Annotated in this window: 15 protein-coding genes and 1 tRNA gene; 6 read left to right on the top strand and 10 right to left on the bottom strand. The window is 64.2% G+C overall.

The features are described from left to right. Window positions 1-175: 175 nt before the first annotated feature. From argB to rpmH, 9 genes are all read right to left on the bottom strand, one after another. Entirely contained in the window at window positions 176-1,060 is an 885-nt protein-coding gene (argB, locus tag V7Q53_RS13845; protein ID WP_333829231.1) for an acetylglutamate kinase, read from the bottom strand. Between the two features lie 26 nt (window positions 1,061-1,086). Beyond that, on the bottom strand, window positions 1,087-1,740 hold the full coding sequence (gene yihA / locus V7Q53_RS13850; protein WP_333829192.1) for a ribosome biogenesis GTP-binding protein YihA/YsxC: 654 nt from the start codon (window positions 1,738-1,740) through the stop codon (window positions 1,087-1,089). Next, the gene (locus V7Q53_RS13855) at window positions 1,737-2,495 is read right to left on the bottom strand and encodes an MOSC domain-containing protein (RefSeq protein WP_333829194.1); all 759 of its coding nucleotides are present in this window, start codon (window positions 2,493-2,495) and stop codon (window positions 1,737-1,739) included. The genes yihA and V7Q53_RS13855 overlap by 4 nt, the downstream gene beginning before the upstream one ends. Then, window positions 2,492-4,288, bottom strand: coding sequence for a membrane protein insertase YidC (gene yidC, locus V7Q53_RS13860; protein WP_333829195.1), 1,797 nt, complete (start codon window positions 4,286-4,288; stop codon window positions 2,492-2,494). The genes V7Q53_RS13855 and yidC overlap by 4 nt, the downstream gene beginning before the upstream one ends. A 151-nt stretch (window positions 4,289-4,439) precedes the next feature. Further along, window positions 4,440-5,969: a GGDEF domain-containing phosphodiesterase gene (locus V7Q53_RS13865; protein ID WP_333829197.1), complete on the bottom strand. Its 1,530-nt coding sequence runs from the start codon at window positions 5,967-5,969 to the stop codon at window positions 4,440-4,442. Window positions 5,970-6,046: 77 nt separating this feature from the next. Beyond that, window positions 6,047-6,895 carry a tRNA 2-thiocytidine(32) synthetase TtcA gene (gene ttcA / locus V7Q53_RS13870; RefSeq protein WP_333829198.1) on the bottom strand — a complete coding sequence of 283 codons (849 nt, stop codon included), beginning with the start codon at window positions 6,893-6,895 and terminating at the stop codon, window positions 6,047-6,049. A 20-nt stretch (window positions 6,896-6,915) separates the two neighbouring features. Continuing rightward, window positions 6,916-7,173, bottom strand: a complete 258-nt coding sequence (gene yidD, locus V7Q53_RS13875; protein WP_333829199.1) for a membrane protein insertion efficiency factor YidD — start codon at window positions 7,171-7,173, stop codon at window positions 6,916-6,918. Beyond that, entirely contained in the window at window positions 7,170-7,595 is a 426-nt protein-coding gene (gene rnpA / locus V7Q53_RS13880) for a ribonuclease P protein component (RefSeq protein ID WP_333829200.1), read from the bottom strand. Before rnpA ends, yidD begins: the two co-directional genes overlap by 4 nt. Before the next feature lie 26 nt (window positions 7,596-7,621). Further along, window positions 7,622-7,756: a 50S ribosomal protein L34 gene (gene rpmH / locus V7Q53_RS13885; protein ID WP_333829201.1), complete on the bottom strand. Its 135-nt coding sequence runs from the start codon at window positions 7,754-7,756 to the stop codon at window positions 7,622-7,624. Between the two features lie 215 nt (window positions 7,757-7,971). Between rpmH and V7Q53_RS13890 the strand changes: the two genes are divergently transcribed. The 5 genes from V7Q53_RS13890 to V7Q53_RS13910 all read left to right on the top strand — a co-directional run bounded on the left by V7Q53_RS13890 (window position 7,972) and on the right by V7Q53_RS13910 (window position 15,048). After that, window positions 7,972-8,682 (top strand): TVP38/TMEM64 family protein, encoded by a 711-nt coding sequence (locus tag V7Q53_RS13890; RefSeq protein WP_333829202.1) that lies wholly within the window; start codon window positions 7,972-7,974, stop codon window positions 8,680-8,682. 2 nt (window positions 8,683-8,684) lie between these two features. Continuing rightward, window positions 8,685-10,103, top strand: coding sequence for a dihydrolipoyl dehydrogenase family protein (locus V7Q53_RS13895; RefSeq protein ID WP_333829203.1), 1,419 nt, complete (start codon window positions 8,685-8,687; stop codon window positions 10,101-10,103). 22 nt (window positions 10,104-10,125) lie between these two features. Beyond that, the gene (locus V7Q53_RS13900) at window positions 10,126-11,511 is read left to right on the top strand and encodes a sensor histidine kinase (protein WP_333829204.1); all 1,386 of its coding nucleotides are present in this window, start codon (window positions 10,126-10,128) and stop codon (window positions 11,509-11,511) included. 86 nt (window positions 11,512-11,597) lie between these two features. After that, window positions 11,598-11,674: transfer RNA gene (locus V7Q53_RS13905), tRNA-Arg, on the top strand. 1,112 nt (window positions 11,675-12,786) lie between these two features. Continuing rightward, window positions 12,787-15,048, top strand: coding sequence for a methyl-accepting chemotaxis protein (locus V7Q53_RS13910; protein ID WP_333829205.1), 2,262 nt, complete (start codon window positions 12,787-12,789; stop codon window positions 15,046-15,048). Window positions 15,049-15,265: 217 nt separating this feature from the next. On the opposite strand, the gene katG is transcribed toward V7Q53_RS13910, so the two are convergent. Then, entirely contained in the window at window positions 15,266-17,428 is a 2,163-nt protein-coding gene (gene katG / locus V7Q53_RS13915) for a catalase/peroxidase HPI (protein ID WP_333829206.1), read from the bottom strand. Window positions 17,429-17,591: 163 nt separating this feature from the next. Between katG and V7Q53_RS13920 the strand changes: the two genes are divergently transcribed. After that, entirely contained in the window at window positions 17,592-18,524 is a 933-nt protein-coding gene (locus V7Q53_RS13920; RefSeq protein WP_333829208.1) for a hydrogen peroxide-inducible genes activator, read from the top strand. Window positions 18,525-18,529: the final 5 nt, after the last annotated feature.

The following is an 18,529-nucleotide window of genomic DNA, read 5'->3' on the forward strand; positions in this document are numbered from 1 at the left end:
GACAGCGGGGGCGGCGGGGAGGGTGCCGCGCGGGGTGAGGGCATGCTGCGCCAGCGTTTCAAGCAGGAGGCTGGCCGGGTCGGGGGGCGCTGCCCCCCGCGCGCTTTGCGCGCTCCCCCCGGCGTATTTCGGGCAAGATGAAGCGGTGCCCGGGGTGGTCGGTGGTTCGCTGCGCTCAGAGCTCTTCGCCACGGGGAGTCACGCGCGGCGGGGTGGAGCGGATCATACTGCCCGCGCCATGTTCGGTGAACAGCTCCAGCAGGCAGGCATTGGGCACCCGCCCGTCAAGGATGACCACAGCGCGCACCCCGGCCTCGATCGCGGCAAGCGCGGTTTCGGTTTTGGGGATCATGCCGCCTGCGATCACACCCTTTTCGGTCAGTTCGCGGACCTGATCGGGGTGCAGCTGGGTGACCACAGCGCCGGATTCATCCTTCACGCCCGAGACATCGGTCAGCAGGATCAGGCGGTCGGCGGTGAGTGCCCCGGCGATTGCCCCGGCGGCGGTGTCGCCGTTCACATTGAAGGTTTCGTTCTCCAGCCTGCCGGTGCCGACGGGCGCCACCACGGGGATCATGCCGGCCGTGAACAGATCGCGCAGGATCTGGACATTCATCTCGACGGGTTTGCCCACGAAACCCAGTTCCGGATCATCGGCTTCGCAGACCATCAGGTCATCGTCCTTGCCGGAAATCCCCACAGCGCGCCCGCCCTGATCGTTGATCGCCTGCACGATGCGCTTGTTGACCAGGCCTGAAAGTACCATTTCGACCACCTCGACCGTGGCGGCATCGGTGACCCGCTTGCCACGCACGAAGCGCGATTCGATGCCCAGCTTGCCCAGCAGCTCGTTGATCATCGGCCCGCCGCCATGGACCACCACCGGGTTCACGCCCACCTGCTTCATCAGGACGATATCGCGCGCGAAATCAGCCATCGCGGCTTCGTCGCCCATGGCGTTGCCGCCAAACTTGATCACCACGATGGCGCCGGTATAGCGCTGCAGATAGGGCAGCGCTTCGGAGAGGGTGCGGGCGGTGGCGATCCAGTCTCGGTTCATGGTCTGCTTCTTCATGGTCGTTCCGATTATTCCATCAGCGCGATGATGGCGCGAAGGTCCGCGATACCCTCGCCCTTTTCCGACGAGGTGACAAGCAGTTCGGGATAGGCTGCGGGGTGGCGGGCCAGCGCGGCGCGCACCTGCGCCAGCGTCTTTTCCTGCGCTTCCAGGCTGATCTTGTCGGATTTCGTCAGCACCACCTGAAAGGTCACGGCGGCGCGGTTCAGAAGCGTCATGATCTCTTCGTCGACCTTTTTCACGCCGTGGCGCATGTCGATGAGCACGAAAGCCCGGCGCAGGGTGGCGCGGCCTGCCAGATAGGATTTGAGCAGTGCCTGCCATTTGGCGACCACAGCCACCGGCGCCTCGGCAAAGCCGTAGCCGGGAAGATCGACCAGATAGAAATGGCCGCCGACATCGAAATAGTTGATCTCCTGCGTCCGGCCCGGCGTGTTCGAGGTGCGCGCCAGCGCCTTGCGCCCGGTCAAGGCGTTGATCAGGCTGGATTTCCCCACGTTCGAGCGTCCGGCAAAGCAGACCTCAAGGCGGTCAGCGGGGGGCAGCCCCTCCATGCTGACGACACCCTTGACGAAATCGACCGGCCCGGCAAAGAGCTTGCGCCCGCGCTCCGCGGCCTCAGGGGTGGGGGAGGCGGCATGCGGGAAGGGAAGGGTGTTCATGTGACAATCTCCACAGGGTCACCGCGGGTGATGTCACCGGCCTGAATGACGCGGGCATAGACGCCGAAATCGATATGGCCATAGCCCTCTTCGAGTGCGCCCAGCGTATCGGCATCCGTGCGGCCGGTTTCGGGGTTGGCGCAGGTGGCGCGGCAGCGGGTGATGCGCTGTTCGATGGTCAGCCGCGCGGTGCCGATGGCGAGGGTGCGCCCGATCAGATCGAATTCTTCCCAAGGGGCAAGCCCGTCAAGCCAGAGGTTGCCGCGCCAGCGGTGGATCGACAGATCCTGCCCCAGCCGCTGGCCGAGGGCGCGGTTCGAGCTGAGGCTGAGGATGGACAGATAGGGTTCAGGCACATCGGTCAGCGCGCCGCCGTCGCGCCGGGCAACCAGCGCAGCGGGGGCGGGGCGGCGCTCTGGCCAGAGGGGGCGCAGCCAGTCCACCAGCGCGGGGCCGTCCTCCGGCAGCAGGGCGGTCAGATCAGGGCGGGCGGGGTGGCTGAGGGTGATCCGGCGCGTGGCATCGTCAAATTCAGCGCGGATCGCCTGCAAGGACCCTTCCGCCCAGCCGCGCACGAATTTCAGCTTGGGTTGCCATCCGTCGGGCTGGTCAAAACCCGCAGCCTCGTGTGAGACGGCCCAGTTGCGATCAAACGGCAAAGGGTGGCCCGCCGTCAGGGCCACCCGTTCGATTTCCTCGTATCCGACCGATTTGACCGGATGCCGACAGATATATGCCAGCCGCAGCCCGCTCACTTCGCCTCGCCGCCCTTCTTGCGGCGGAGTGTCTCGCGGATGTTGCCGAACAGGTTTGGCTTTGTCCCGTTCAGGCGCATGATCAGATATTGCTGCGAGAAGGTGATGATGTTGTTGCCGATCCAGTAGATCAGAAGGCCCGAGGCGAAGCCGCCCATCACGAACATGAAGACCCAGGGCATCCAGTTGAAGATCGTCGCCTGCATCGGATCGGTGGGTGCCGGGTTGAGGCGCATCTGCAGCCACATCGTGAAGCCGAACATGAGCGGCAGGATACCGATCAAGATCAGCGCCATGAAGCTGCCGGGATAGGGAGCATCCCAGGGCAGAAGGCCGAAGAGGTTAACAAGCGAGGTGGGGTCCGGCGCGGAAAGGTCGTTGAAGACCCATAGCCAGGGAGCATGGCGCAGTTCGATGGTGACGAAGATCACCTTGTAGAGCGAGAAAAAGATGGGGATCTGCAGCAGGATCGGCAGGCAGCCCGCAGCGGGGTTTACCTTCTTTTCCTTGTAAAGCTTCATCATTTCCTGCTGAAGCTTCTGGCGATCGTCGCCCGCGCGCTCCTTGATGGCGACCATCTCTGGCTGGAGTTCCTTCATGCGGGCCATCGAGACGTAGGATTTCCACGCCAGTGGCAGCAGAACGGCCTTGATGAGAAGCGTCAGCACCAGAATCGACCAGCCCATGTTCCCGATGATCCCGTTGATGAAATAGAGCATCGCGAAGATCGGCTTGGTCAGGAAGAAGAACCAGCCCCAGTCAATGGCGTCGATGAAGCGGTCGATGCCGGTCTCACGTTCATAGGCGCGGATCACCGACCATTCCTTGGCACCGGCGAACAGCCTTGAGCTGGCTTGCGCCGTTTCGCCGGGGGCAACGGTCAGCGTGGGCTGGCGGATTGAGGTCTGATAGATGTCGGCGCCGGGGACATATTGCGACACGGCGGTGAAGCTCTGACCCGGTGCGCCGATGAGGGCGGCCATGAAATACTTGCCGGTGAGGCCGACCCAGCCGTTTTCTGCTACATGGGTGACGCTGGCGGGCGTGCGCTCGGTGTCGCTCTGCCGGTAGCCGCGCATGTTCTTGTAGCTGTCCTCGGTTAGGCTGCCGTCTGCCATCTGGATCATGCCTTCATGCGAGATGAAGAAATTTTCCAGGTTCGCGGGCAGGCCGTGCTGGGCCAGAATGCCGTAAGGGTCAAGCGCGACAGGCGCATCGGTCTGATTTTCAACCGATTGATCGATCGTGAAAAGATAGTTTTCGTCGATGCTGATGGTCCGGCTGAAAACCAGTCCCTCACCGTTGGCCCAGCGCAGGGTTACCGGGGCATCAGTGGACAGGGCGTTGCCGCCGACCTGTTCCCACACCGTGTTGGGGCCGGGGACCTGCTCAGAGCCGAGGGTGCCGCGCGGGCTCCAGCCGTAGAGGGCGTAGAAGGGCTCGCGGTTGCCGCCCACCGGGTTGAGCAGATGGACGATATCCGAGCCGGGCTGCGTGGTTTCACGGTAGTCGCGCAGTTGCAGATCGTCGATCCGCCCGCCGGTCAGGGCGATGGTGCCGGCCAGCCGGGGGGAGTCAATGCTGATGCGCACTGTGCCGGTTGCTGTTTCTTCAGCCATCGACGCATCGGCGACACCGTCGCCGGTGGTCTGGCCGGGAGGTGGCAGAAGTTCCTCCTGCGCCACCGTCTCGCGCGGGGCGGGCTCAGGCGGCGGGAACAACGCAAACCACCCGATGATAACCAGGAGGCTGAGCGCGAAAGCGAGGATGAGATTCTTGTTTTGATCGTCCATTGGGGGGAGGTCCACGGGTCGATTGAATTGCTGGGCCGGTTCAACAGACTGCGCCAGCAAAGGTCAAGCGGATTCCCCCGATTGTCGCGACAGCGACCGCTTTTTCACTCTTTCGTGCGGCGCGGGACGGGATTGACACCAGCGCTTCCGGCTAGGACGCAGGCGCGCCGAGGGGGACGGCTGTCTGCCCGGCCGCTCTTGCGTTCTCGCGCAACCAGCGCGGCAGTTCGGCGCCGGGCATGGGCCGGGCGATGGCAAAGCCCTGCGCGTGGCCGCAACCGAGTTGCGCCACAAGGGCAAGTTCCGCTTCGCTTTCTACCCCTTCGGCGACGGTGCCCAGTTCCAGCTGCCCGGCCATGGACAGGATCGCTGAGACCATGCGCTGGCGCTCCTTGTCCTGATGAAGGTTGGTGATGAACGAGCGGTCGATCTTCAGCCTGCCCACGGCGAAGCGGCGGATATTGGCGATGGCCGCATGGCCCGTGCCGAAATCATCCAGATCAATGCCGCAACCCATCCCCGAGAGGCGGGCGATGTTGCGCACCATGATGTCATCGTCGCTGTCGGCTACCACCGTTTCAAGGATCTCGATCACCAGCCGCGATGCGGGCAGGTCATGGCGGTCGAGTTCCCAGGTGATTTCGTCGGCAAGCTGGGGGTTGCGCAGTTCCGGTCCGGAAAGATTGATCGCCACGTTCGGCACAACAATTCCCAGCGTATCAAGGCGTTTGAGCATGGCCAGTGCATCACGCAGCATCCGCTCGGCCAGTCTGGCCGACAGCCCCGCGGCCTCGATCGTCGGGATGAAGCGGGCAGGCGGGATGAGGCCGTCATCGGGGTGTTCCCACCGCGCAAGCGCCTCAAGGCCGCTGACCTGCCCGGTGCGGGTGCAAAGCTGGGGCTGGAAATGAGCGCAGATCTCGCCGGTTTCCAGCGCGTGACGCAGCGCTGCCTGCTGTTCGCCCGACAGCCTTGAGGGCAAGTCCACCGCGCTGTAGCTGTAGAGCCCGCCCGGCCCGGCGCGTTGCGCACGTTCGGCGGCCTGGGCGGCGGCGTCCAGCATGCCGATGCCGTTCAGTTGCGCCGCACGCGGGCTGAGGCAGAAGCCGACTGAGATACTGGGCCAGACGGTGACCGATTCGTAGGTAAAGGATTGCCCCAGTTGTGCCTGAATGCGGTGCGCGACGGCCAGCACGGCGCTGAGTTCGAGGTGGCGCTGCGGAAAGAGGGCGATGCCGAAGCCGGCAGGCCCCACCCGGCAATAGGCATCCTGTTCGCGCAGCGCCTGCCCAAGCCTGTGGCCAAGCTCATGCATCAGCGCCTCGGTATAGCGCGAGCCGTGCCTGCCGCGGATGGTTTCGGCCTCATCGAGGAGAAGCGCGAGCGCCGCGCCGCGCAGGCCATCACCCTCAACCGCGTCGCCCGAGGGCAACAGGCGTTGCACTGTTTCGATATCGGTGAGGCGCGGATAGCCCGGTCTGAGCGGGGCCTCTGGCTGTGGCGCCCTCAGGCCCATTACGAGCCAGCCCGCCTGTACCAGCACCACGCCCGCGACCACCCAGAGGTGCTGCCCTGCCCAGAACACCACCAGCGTAAGCAGCGGTACGGGGGCCAGCGCAAGGGGCTGGCGGAATGTCCATTTTACAGAGGCCATGCTGACCGGTGCGCGTAGGTTGCGCATTAGGTCTCTCCCTGTGGTTGCGCGTCTTTGCACAGGGTTGCCTTATCCGGCTGACCGAAGCCTTAACCGGGCCGCGCTTAATCGCTCAAATTGTTCGTATCGACGGAGCGCATCAGCCCGGCAAAATCAAACAGTGCGGGGTCCGGCAGGTGCGAGGGGCGCGCGTTCATCAGGGCGCGGAACATGATATTCCGCCGCCCCGGCGTGCGGCGTTCCCATTCGCTGAGCAGCGCCTTGACCTGCATGCGTTGCAGCCCGTCCTGACTGCCGCACAGATCGCAGGGGATGATCGGGTAATGCATCGCGCGGGCGAATCGCTCACAATCGTCCTCGGCGACGAAGGCCAGCGGGCGATAGACGAACAGATCGCCTTCTTCATTGAGCAGCTTGGGCGGCATGGTCGCCAGCCGCCCGCCGTGAAAAAGATTCATGAAAAAGGTTTCCAGAATATCGTCGCGGTGATGGCCCAGCACCACGGCCGAACACCCCTCTTCGCGCGCAACACGGTAGAGGTTGCCACGCCGCAGGCGTGAGCAGAGCGCGCAATAGGTGCGGCCCTGCGGCACCTTGTCGACGACGATGGAATAGGTGTCCTGATATTCGATCCGGTGCTCCACGCCCATCCGGGTCAGAAACTCGGGCAGGACGGTTGTGGGAAAGCCCGGTTGCCCCTGATCAAGGTTGCAGGCCAGCAGATCAACCGGCAGCAGCCCGCGCCATTTCAGCTCATGCAGCACGGCCAGCAGCGTGTAGCTGTCCTTGCCGCCGGACAGGCAGACCAGCCAGCGCGCGCCGGGTTCGATCATGCCGTAGGTTTCCAGCGCCTCGCGCACGCTCGAGACGATGCGTTTGCGCAGCTTGCGGAACTCGGTGCTTTTGGGCGCGCCGTGAAACAGCGGGTGGATGTCGTCGGACTCGTCAAGCATCGGCGTGGCCTCGTGAGGGGTCAGCGATTGTGTCTGCTGCAGTCATGTTCCGGGTCAGCGCCCGGCACCGGGTCATAGCCGTGGCCGCCCCATGGGTGGCAGCGCAGAATCCGGTGGATGGTCAGGTAAAGGCCCTTGAAAGCGCCGTGGCGTTCAAAGGCCTCCAGCGAATAGGCCGAGCAGGTGGGCTGATAGCGGCAACCGTGGCCTACCCAGGGGCTGAATACCAGCCGGTAGAAGCGCACGGGTAGCGAAAAGAGCCAGGCGAGCGGGCTCATGGTTTGCGCCCGCGTTGATTGTGAATGGCGCTGACAGCCTGCTCAAGGTCGGAAAGAAGGGCATCAAACGGCCGGTCAACCGTCACGCCCGGGCGACCGACGAGCACATAATCCCAGCCCGTATGCCCCAGCCGGGGCAGAAGCGCCGCCGCGATCGCACGCAGACGGCGCTTGGCGCGGTTGCGGGTGACGGCGTTGCCCACCTTTTTCGAGCAGGTGAAACCCACGCGGATGCCGGTGCCATTTTCGTCCGGGGCGCGCTGGCGGGCCTGCAACAGAAAACCCGCCGTTCCCTGACGGCGGGCGCGGGAGGCACTGAGGAAATCGGCACGCTTCTTGAGAACGCTCAGACACGACTGCGCCGCCGACGTGGGCGTGGCTTCGGCCTGCTGGCCCTCCACTGGCACGTCTGGCGGCGTCATCGCGTCAATCGCCGAAGGGTCGCCCCTCAGGCCGACAGCTTCTTGCGGCCGCGGGCGCGGCGGGCATTGATGATCTTGGCGCCGGCCTTGGTGGCCATGCGGGCGCGGAAACCGTGGCGCCGCTTGCGGACCAGGTTAGAGGGCTGATAGGTGCGCTTCATCGCTCCGTTCCTTCAAACTGTAGCCCAAACCCGACAAATCGGATTCGAAGGCCGATATTCCTGAAGGCTGGCCAATAGCCAACCCGGGGCGCCAAGTCAATTCATCGCGCACGGGATTCAGCAGAAAAAGGGTAAAGGGGGTGCGCAGGGCCTGTAACTTTGCGACACCAGCACCATATCCCGCTTACACGGACCGCGAAAAGGGGTGTTCGCCGATGAACCGAAGCCAGTTTTCCGCCAGAAGGCTGTTCCCGCTGGCTGCGCTTCTGGCCGTCGCCGTGCTGGGCGCGGTCTATCTGCGCGATTACCTGACTTTCGACGCGCTGCAAGAGAACCGGCAGGCGCTTCTGGCCTTCCGCGACTCGCATCTGGTGGCCAGCGCGGCGCTGTTCATTCTGGCCTATACAGCCATTGTGGCGTTCTCGCTGCCGGGTGCGGCGGTGGCCTCGCTGACCGGGGGTTTTCTGTTCGGGCTGTTCCCGGGTGCCTTGTTCAACGTCGCGGCGGCAACCATGGGTGCGGTCATCGTCTTTGCAGTGGTGCGCGCGGGGCTGGCCGAGGGGCTGAAGGCGCGGATTGATGCCAGCGACGGCGCGGTGAAGCGCCTCAGCGAGGGGATCAGCCGCAATGAGGTGCCGGTGCTGCTGTCCATGCGGCTGATTCCGGTAGTGCCGTTCTTTCTGGCCAACCTGATAGCGGCGATTCTGGGTGTCGGGCTGGTGCGGTTTGTCTGGACAACCTTTGTCGGCATCATCCCCGGCGGCGTGGTCTATACATGGGTTGGCGCCGGACTGGGTGAGGTCTTTGCGCGCGGTGAAAGCCCCAATCTGGGGATCATCTTTGAGCCGCATGTGCTGGGCCCCTTGCTGGGGCTGGCCTTGCTGGCGCTGCTGCCGCTGTTTCTGCGCCGCTTTGTGAAGGTTTGAACATGGAAGAGATCAGGACCGACATCTGTGTGATCGGCGCGGGCTCCGGCGGGTTGTCGGTGGCTGCCGGGGCGGTGCAGATGGGTGCGCGCGTGGTGCTGCTGGAGGGGCATCGCATGGGCGGTGACTGCCTCAACTATGGCTGTGTGCCGTCAAAGGCGCTTCTGGCGGCCGGGAAGGTGGCGCAGGCCCATCGCAGCGGCACCCCCTTTGGCATTCCCCCGCAGGAGCCGCAGATCGACTATGGCGCGGCCATGGAGCATGTCAGCCGTACCATCGCCGCCATTGCGCCGCATGACTCTGTGGAGCGCTTTGAGGGGCTGGGTGTACGCGTGATCAGCGCTTACGGGCAGTTCGATTCGCCCACCAGCGTGATCACCGGGCAGCACCGCATCACGGCGCGCCGGTTTGTCATTGCCACAGGGTCATCGCCGCTTGTCCCGCCGATACCGGGGCTGGAGGGCGTGCCCTGTCTTACGAACGAAACCCTCTTTGATCTGCGCACAAGGCCTGAGCATCTGCTGATCATCGGCGGCGGCCCGATCGGTATGGAGATGGCGCAGGCCCACCGGCGGCTGGGCTGCGCGGTGAGTGTGGTCGAGGGCGCAACCGCGCTGGGCCGCGAAGACCCTGAGGCCGCGGCGCTGGTGCTGGCGCAGCTGCGCGCCGAGGGGGTGAGGGTGCTTGAGGGGGCCGAAGTGGTGAGGGTCGGCGGGCAGGCCGGGGCGCTCTCCCTCACGCTGGCGGATGGCGCACAGATCAATGGCTCGCATCTGCTGGTCGCGGTGGGGCGCAAACCCAATCTGGAACGGCTGAACCTGAAGGCGGCGGGCATTGCGCATACCAAGGCCGGGATCACGGTGGATGACCGGCTGCGCAGCAGCAACCGGCGCGTCTATGCCATCGGCGATGTGGCGGGGCAGGGGCAGTTCACACATCTGGCGGGCTACCACGCCGGGGTGGTGATCCGCTCGATGCTGTTTGCCCTGCCCGCCCGCGCGCGCGCCGGTCACATCCCCCACGTCACCTATACCGAGCCCGAACTGGCGCAGGTGGGCCTGACCGAGGCCGAGGCCCGCGCCGCGCATGGGGAGCGGTTGCAGGTCATCCGCCTTGGCTATGACGCAACCGACCGCGCGCAGGCCGAGGGCCGCACCGGAGGGTTCATCAAACTGATGGTGCTCAAGGGCCGCCCGGTGGGGGTGACACTGGCGGGCCCCGGCGCCGGTGAGCTGATCGCGATCTGGGCGTTTATGGTCGCCAATCGGACGAAGCTTGGCGCGCTGGCGGGAACCATATTGCCCTATCCAACGTTGAATGAGTTGTCGAAACGTGCCGCAGGTGCCTATTTTTCGCCGAAGCTCTTTGATAATCCCGTTGTCAGACGGGTGGTCGGGTTGGTTCAGAGGCTGGTGCCTTGACCGTCCCCTTTTCGGGTGGGCCATGTTCTTTCGCACGCTGAGCGGTCGTTTCCTGCTTCTGACGATCATTTTCGTCATGCTGGCCGAAGTGCTTATCTTCGTCCCGTCCGTTGCGCGTTTCCGTGAGGAATATCTGCTGACCCGGCTGGAGCGTGCGCAGATTGCCTCATTGGCGCTGCTGGCCTCGGACGGGGCGATCAGCGACAAGCTGGCTGAAGAGCTTCTGGTCAATGCCGGTGTCTATAACGTGGTGCTGCGCCGCGATGCACTGCGCGAACTGGTGCTGTCGTCGCCGGTTCCGGGGCCGATCAGTGCCACCTATGACATGCGCAACCCCTCGCCTTTTGAACTGATGCGCGACGGGATGCAGGCGCTGTTCGATGGCGAGGCCCGCGTGATCCGGGTTTTCGGTGATCCTGTGCGTGAGGCCGGTCTGCTGATCGAAGTCACGATGGATTCGGTGCCGATGCGACAGGAGCTGATTGAATACGCGCTGCGCATCCTTCTCATGTCTCTGGCGCTGTCGCTGGCCATGGCGGCGCTGCTGTTTCTGGCAGTGCAGCGCCTGATTGTCACGCCGATGCGCCGGGTGGTGGTATCCATGGCCGAATACGGCAAAGCGCCCGAGGATGCGCGGCGCATCATTGCTCCCACCGCGAATGTCACCGAGCTGCGTGAGGCCGAGGAGGTGCTGGCCCAGATGCAGACCGATCTGACCCACGCGCTGCGCCAGAAAGAGCGGCTGGCGCAGCTTGGCGGCGCGGTGGCACGCATCAGCCATGATCTGCGCAATATCCTGTCCACGGCCACGCTGGTGGCTGACAGGATCGAATCATCCAGCGACCCTGCGGTGACACGCGCTGCCCCCAAGCTGGTGGGTGCGCTGTCGCGGGCGGTGAACCTGTGCGAAAGCACACTGGCCTTCGGCAAGGCCGAAGAGCCGCCGCCAAAGCTGACGAAGGTCGCGCTGCGCCCGTTGATTCAGGAGGTTGTCGATTCCGAGCGGTTGTCCGCCAAAGAGGACAGCCCGGTCGAATTTCTGATCGACGTGCCCGCCGCCCTGACCCTGCGCGCGGATTCCGAGCAGCTTTTCCGTGTGCTGTCGAACCTTGCCCGCAACGCCCGTCAGGCGATCGAAGCGACGGGCGCGTCGGGCAGTGTTGAGCTGAGCGCGCATGAACAGGGTGCCTCCTGCATCATCCGGGTGATCGACACCGGGCCGGGCCTGCCGCCGCGCGCCCGCGAAAACCTGTTTGCCGCGTTTCAGGGCGGGGCGCGCAAGGGCGGTGTGGGGCTTGGGCTGGTGATTGCATCGGAGCTGGTGCGCGGCCATGGCGGCACGCTGGAGCTGATACGCAGCGACGACGAGGGCACCGAGTTCCGCCTTTCGCTGCCGCAGGGCAGCTGATTACAGCGCGGCCAGTACCGGGCGAAGAATTTCGCCGATACCCTCTTGCATTGCCCCGGCGCTGGCGATAGATGACCCCCCACAGTGCACCCGTAGCTCAGCTGGATAGAGCACCAGACTACGAATCTGGGGGTCGGGCGTTCGAATCGCTCCGGGTGCACCATTTCAGAACTGTGAATGTAAACTCCAGGCAAAACTGCCTTTTGCGTCACGAAATTGCCTCGTGGCGTGTTCTGGCATGTCTGGCCTTCGGTTCAGCCGCATACAGGTTGTGGGCTTTCTGGGTTTCAATCTGACGGCTCGCGATTGCGCCTTCACCGCCTCTCGGGCAGCGCCTCCGGCGATCTGGTTTGACCGGAAACACAGTTTCCGGCGGAACAGAGTGGGCGGAGGGCGAAGCCCGACCCACGGCCCTGGGTATGACTGTCAATGGTGATCGGGGGCCTTGGCGCGGTACGCAGGCGCAGCCGAGGACACGGGGCCCCCGATCACACCGCCCTCTGGCGGCGCTTGCCGATTGACCGGCATCCGCAGGGATGTTGGGCGGTCCAAAGAAACGGAAATGTCGTCAGACACGGCGCGAGCCGGGCAAGGCCCGGTCGAGTGCGGCGGCTGTTCGTTAAATGACTTGGCCCGCGCTTTTGCGCGGGCCCTCAGGCAGCAGGCGAGCGCTGCAGGTCAAGACGCAATCCAAATTCAGAAATTCTCCACGGAGACGGGAGATGCTTCCTGTTGGTTTGCGCGGCTGTTTATGTATTGGTTCCGCTCGCAATGGCGCAGGATGGCAAGCTCATTGCCGGGCATCAGCACGCCGGCGTTTCAAATGCTGGCCCCTTCTTGAGCAGGAGGATACAGCACTCCCCGCTTCAGGCACGCACATTCTCAGTGCGACAGCCGTGACGGCGGCAGAGAGGCTCCAACGCAACATATGCCCGAGTCGCCTGCGAAAGCGGCCTGAGCGATCCGCAGGTTGCTGCCCTCATCCGGAAGAGGGCCGATCTTCAACCCAGATTTCCGCTGGCCACCGCCGAAACGGCATTTCAGGGTATCCGTTATTCACGGGCGCTGATCTTTCAGCGCATTCTCTGGTCCTGGCCAGCGGGCACCCAGCGCCCCGGGTTTTCCAGGCGAACCGATCCACAGCATATTCTTCAACATTTCCGCCCGCGACATGATTGTCCGCCATTTGCAAGTCGATGGTAACCGAATCGAAAGCCTCGCCTGCTAGCTCAAGCCATGCAGTGGCGTTTGCCACGGAAGCGGCGAGAGGCGAGAATGCGGATCAGTTCCTTTTCCTTGCGCACCAAGATGGCCATGGCAGCGGCCCTGCTGGTCGCCGGCGCGGTCTTTGCGGTAATCATTCTGACAACCACGCTCATGTACCGCGCCTCGGCGCAGGAGGCGGAGGCGCGCGGGCGGGCGCTTCTGGGTGAATACGCCGCCACAGTGTCGCAAGAACTTAACGCGATCACCATGATGGTCAACACCGGTGTCGCCGCGATCGAGGGCGCGATCAGCAACCGCGTGCCCAGTCGTGACGCGCTGGGTGAGATGGTGATGCAGATGCTGCGCACCCGCCCTGATCTGGTGGGAATGACGCTTGCCTTTGAACCCGATGCGCTGGGCGGCGATGACGAGTTGTATCTGGGCCATCCTTACGGCGATGAAACCGGCCGGTTCGTACCCTATTTCTTCTATGGGAATGACGGCGATATCGCCATGGAACTGCTGAACATGAGCCCGGAGGCCGGGACCGGGGAATGGTATGACCGGCCGATCCGCGAAAACCGCACGCTGATCACGCCGCCCTATCTCTATCCCGTTCTGGGCGTTGACGTGCTGCTGACCACCATCAGCGGCGTCGTGCGCAGTGGCGGGCAGGCGGTCGGCGTACTGACGGGTGACATGGGGCTGGACCGGATCGCTGCGCGCATCGCCGAGTTGAGACCCTTTGGCCAGGGCCGGGTTTATCTGGTGGGTGGCGGAAACCTCTGGGTCGCGCATCATGATCCGGCGCGGCTGGGGCAGGCGGTGGTATCCGCCGAACAAGCGTTTTTGGCGGGGGCTGCGACCGGGCAGGTCTATTATGCTGAGCTGGGTGGTGTCGAGAACATGGTGCTGACCGACATCGTGCGCTTTCCGGGGATCGAGGAAACCTGGAGGCTGGTGATGACGGTGCCCCGCGCGACGGTGTTCGCCAATGTCACCGCTACACGTAACAATGCAGCCGTTGCTGCTGCTGTATTGATGGCGGTCACGCTGCTGGTTGTCTGGCTTGGGGCGCGGATGGTCTCGCACCCCATCCTGCGGATGACTCAGGTTATGGAGGTGCTTTCCAAGGGTGATCTGGACGCGGAAATTCCCTATGCCGGGCGCGGTGACGAAATCGGTGCGATGTCGGCGGCGGTCGCCGTCTTTCGGGACAACACCGCCGAGGCACGGCGGCTGGAGGCCGAAACCGCCGCGATCCGCGCTGAGCGCGAGGCACAGGCCAGCGCCGGGGCCGCGCGACAGGCGCGCGTGGTACATGAGATCGGCGCCGGACTGGAGCGGCTGGCCGATGGCAATCTGTCCGAGCCTATCGACAGCCCTGAGCGCGATCCCTTCCCGCAAGAATCCGAGGCGCTGCGCCTGAGCTATAACCGGGCGTTGGAGCGTCTGTCCGGCGTCATGGCCCGCATCGCCGGTGTCGCCAATGCCGTGCGCTCGGACTCGGACGAGATCAACGCCGCCGCATCCGGGATTTCCGGGCGGGCCGAAAGCCAGGCAGCCACGCTGGAGCAATCGGCAGCGGCGCTCAATGAACTTACAGAATCGGTGCGCTCCACTGCCGCACGTTCGCAGGCTGCCGAAGCCGCCAGCCGCGAGGCGCGCGAGGGGGCCAGAACTGGCGTTGAGGTGGTCAAGAACGCTGTCGAGGCCATGCGCCGCATCGAGGCCAGCTCGGAACAGATCACACGCATCATCAGTGTAATTGACGATATCGCTTTTCAGACCAACCTTCTGGCGCTGAACGCCGGGGTCGAGGCTGCGCGCGCGGGTGAGGCGGGCCGCGGCTTTGCCGTCGTCGCCTCCGAGGTGAGGGGGCTGGCGCTTCGCGCTTCGGACTCGGCGCGCGAGATCAACACGCTCATTCAGGAAAGCGCGACACAGGTGGAAAGCGGCTCTGCGCTGGTTCACAAATCCGGCATCAGCTTTCAAGAACTTCTGGCACGCGCGACCGAGGTGGCAGGCCTGATCGGCGAGATCGCGACCGCAGCGAGCGAACAGGCCTCGGGGCTGGATCAGATCAACACCGGGGTGAGCGAACTGGATTCGGTGACACAACAAAATGCCGCGGTGGCCGAGGAAACGACCGCTGCCACCATATCCCTGACGCAAAAAGCGGAAGAATTGCACCGGGCATTGAGCGAATTCCGGCTTGAGCGCAGCAACGCTTTTGTATCACCGCGAGCAGGCGTTTATTCTCAGATGGCGGCGAAACCCGCGCGCAGGATTGCCGCAGGGGGAGCACGCGGTGGCTGGTCTGAGGTCTGACGCCTTGCGTGCCCTTGCCCCGGAATAGCGCGTGATCGCCGCGCCGCGTGTGCCCTTCAGCAATGAACTCCGTGTCGCCGAAGATGCAGACGAGGACGCCACAACCGGGATGAGAGGTATCGCCCGTTTCTTTGCCCTCTGGTGTTGCGCGGCGCGCAAGGAAAAGCCGCCCGTGCGATATGCACGGGCGGCCCGGTTTTTCAGAATCGCACCCGCCTCAGAAGCGGTCGGCGTTCATCACCTTGGTCCAGGCGGCGACGAAGTCCTGCACGAACTTCCCTGCGTTGTCGTCCTGGGCATAGACCTCGGCATAGGCGCGCAGCACGGCGTTCGAGCCAAACACCAGATCAACCCGGGTAGCCGTCCACCGGGCATGGCCAGTCTTGCGTTCGACGATCTCATAGAGATTGCGGCCCTTGGGCACCCATTTGAACGCCATGTCGGTCAGGTTGACGAAGAAGTCGGTCGTCAGTGCGCCTTCGCGGTCGGTGAAAACCCCATGCGGGGCGCCGCCGTAATTTGCGCCAATCGCGCGCATGCCACCCAGAAGGCAGGTCATCTCATGCGCGGTCAGGCCCATCAACTGCGCGCGATCCAGCAGCAGCTCTTCCGGCCGGACGACATAGTCCTTTTTCAGCCAGTTCCGGAAGCCATCGGCCAGCGGTTCCAGCACGTCAAAGGATTCGGCATCAGTCATCGCATCGGTGGCATCGCCCCGGCCCGGCGTGAAGGGCACCACAATATCGAAGCCAGCGGCCTTGGCCGCCTGTTCGACACCCAGATTCCCGGCCAGAACGATCACATCCGCGATGCTGGCGCCGCTCTCGGCGGCGATCGGTTCAAGCACCGCAAGCACTTTTTGCAGGCGTGCGGGCTCGTTGCCTTCCCAGTCCTTTTGCGGGGCCAGCCGGATGCGCGCGCCATTGGCGCCGCCCCGAAGGTCCGAACCACGGAAGGTTCGGGCACTGTCCCAGGCGGTGGCGACCATCTCGGACACCGTCAGCCCCGAAGCCGCGATTCTGGTCTTGAGCGCCGACACATCATAGCCCTTGTTGCCCGCAGGGACGGGATCTTGCCAGATCAGGTCTTCGCGGGGCGCCCAGGGACCGATGTAGCGCTCTTTCGGGCCCATGTCGCGGTGAGTCAGCTTGAACCAGGCGCGCGCGAAAGTGTCCGAGAAATAGGCGTGGTCGGCGCGGAAGCGTTCGCAGATCTCGCGATAGACCGGGTCCATCTTCATGGCCATGTCGGCATCGGTCATGATCGGCATGACGCGGATCGAAGGATCCTCCACATCCACCGGCATGTCCTCTTCGCGGATGTTGACGGGCATCCACTGCGACGCACCGGCGGGCGACTTCTTCAGCTCCCACTCATAGCCGAAGAGCAGGTCGAAATAGCCGCCGTCCCACTTGGTCGGATGGGTCGTCCAGGCCCCCTCGATGCCCGAGGTGACGGTGTTGCGCCCAATGCCGCGGCCGGTGCGGTTGTTCCAGCCAAGCCCCTGTTCCTCGACATCGGCCCCTTCGGGTGCGGCGCCCAGGTTCTCGGCGCGGCCATTGCCATGGGTCTTGCCGACGGTGTGGCCGCCCGCTGTCAGGGCCGCCGTTTCCTCGTCGTTCATGGCCATCCGGGCGAAGGTTTCGCGGACCTGCGCGGCGGTCTTCAGCGGGTCAGGCTTGCCGTTGACGCCTTCGGGATTGACATAGATGAGGCCCATCTGCACAGCGGCCAGCGGGTTTTCCATGGTCGAAGGGTCTTCGACGTTTTCATAGCGCGAATCCGACGGCGCCAGCCATTCTTTCTCGGCGCCCCAATACACATCCTTCTCAGGGTGCCAGATATCCTCGCGGCCAAAGGCGAAGCCATAGGTTTTCAGTCCCATCGATTCATAGGCGATGGTGCCCGCCAGCGCGATCAGGTCGGCCCAGCTCAGTTTGTTGCCGTATTTCTTCTTGATTGGCCAGAGCAGGCGCTTGGCCTTGTCCAGATTGGCGTTGTCCGGCCAGCTGTTGAGCGGCGCGAAACGCAGGTTGCCGGTCGCCGCGCCGCCCCGGCCATCGGCCAGACGGTAGCTGCCTGCCGAGTGCCACGACATGCGGATCATCAGGCCGCCGTAGTGGCCCCAGTCCGCGGGCCACCAGTCCTGGCTGTCGGTCAGAAGGGCGGTCAGGTCTTTTTTCAGCGCGTCAAAATCAAGTTTCCTGACCTCTTCGCGGTAGTTGAGGCCCTTCAGCGGGTTCGTCTTGCTGTCATGCTGATGCAGAATGTCCAGGTTCAGCGCGTTTGGCCACCAGTCCATCACCGTGGCGCCGGTCGCTGTGTTGGCACCATGCATGACCGGGCATTTGCCGGCCATGTTGTTATCATTTCCATCCATGTCATTCTCCGGATCTGGCTATGTTCATTCGCGCGTCAAAAAAGGGCAGCCGACAGCACGAAGCGGCATCACGGCAGCATATCCTTCTCTCCTGAACGGCATTTAGCATGGTTCTAATATAATTGGAATTTGCTTTTTCCAATCCCAGCGATATGCTCAGCTTATGAACAGCATATCCATCCGCCACCTTCGTTACTTTGAGTCGCTGGCCCAGCACCGCCATTTCGGCCGCGCCGCCGATGCCTGTGCCATCTCGCAACCGGCACTGTCCTTGCAGATCAAGGAGCTGGAGGGAATCATCGGCGCGCCCCTTGTGGAACGGGGCGCGCGCCAGATCCGGCTTACCGGGCTGGGGGAAGATTTCGCCGCGCGCGCCCGTGCCATTCTGCAATCCGTCGATGAGCTGGCGGATCTGGGCCGCGCTTCGGACGGGCCGATATCGGGGCGCCTGCGGATCGGGGTGATCCCGACGATCGCGCCCTATCTGTTGCCACGGGTGATCAAGGAACTGACCGCCCGCTTCCCCGGTATTGATCTGCGCCCGCGCGAGGCGGTGACAAAAAAGCTGATCGAGGATCTGCTTGAGGGGCGGCTTGACACAGCGATTGTCGCGCTGCCGGTCTCGGAGCCTGCGCTGGCCGAACAGCCGCTGTTCGACGAGGAATTTGTGCTGGTGCGCCCCTTTGATGACGCGGGCAAACCCGTTCCCAGTTCCGAGAAGCTGCGCGAAATGCGGCTGCTGCTGCTGGAGGAGGGGCATTGTTTCCGCGATCAGGCCCTGTCGTTCTGCAAACTGACCTCGGCGCCGCCGCGCGACCTGATGGAGGGAAGCACGCTGGCGACGCTGGTGCAGATGGTCGGTGCCGGGATCGGGGTGACCTTGATACCGCAGATGGCGGTGCCCGTTGAAACCCGCTCAGCCCGGGTTTCCATCGCCCGCCTTGCCACGCCGCGCCCCAGCCGGACCATCGGTATGGTCTGGCGTCGCACGAACCCGCTTTCCGGTCAGTTGCGCCACCTGGCCGAGACGGTCCGCACCGCGGCATTGCATCAGGCGGATGAAGCGGCGCTTGCGCTGCAACCCGGACCCCGGTGAAGGGC

The organism is Pararhodobacter sp. (assembly GCF_036802785.1).
Lineage (GTDB): Bacteria > Pseudomonadota > Alphaproteobacteria > Rhodobacterales > Rhodobacteraceae > Pararhodobacter.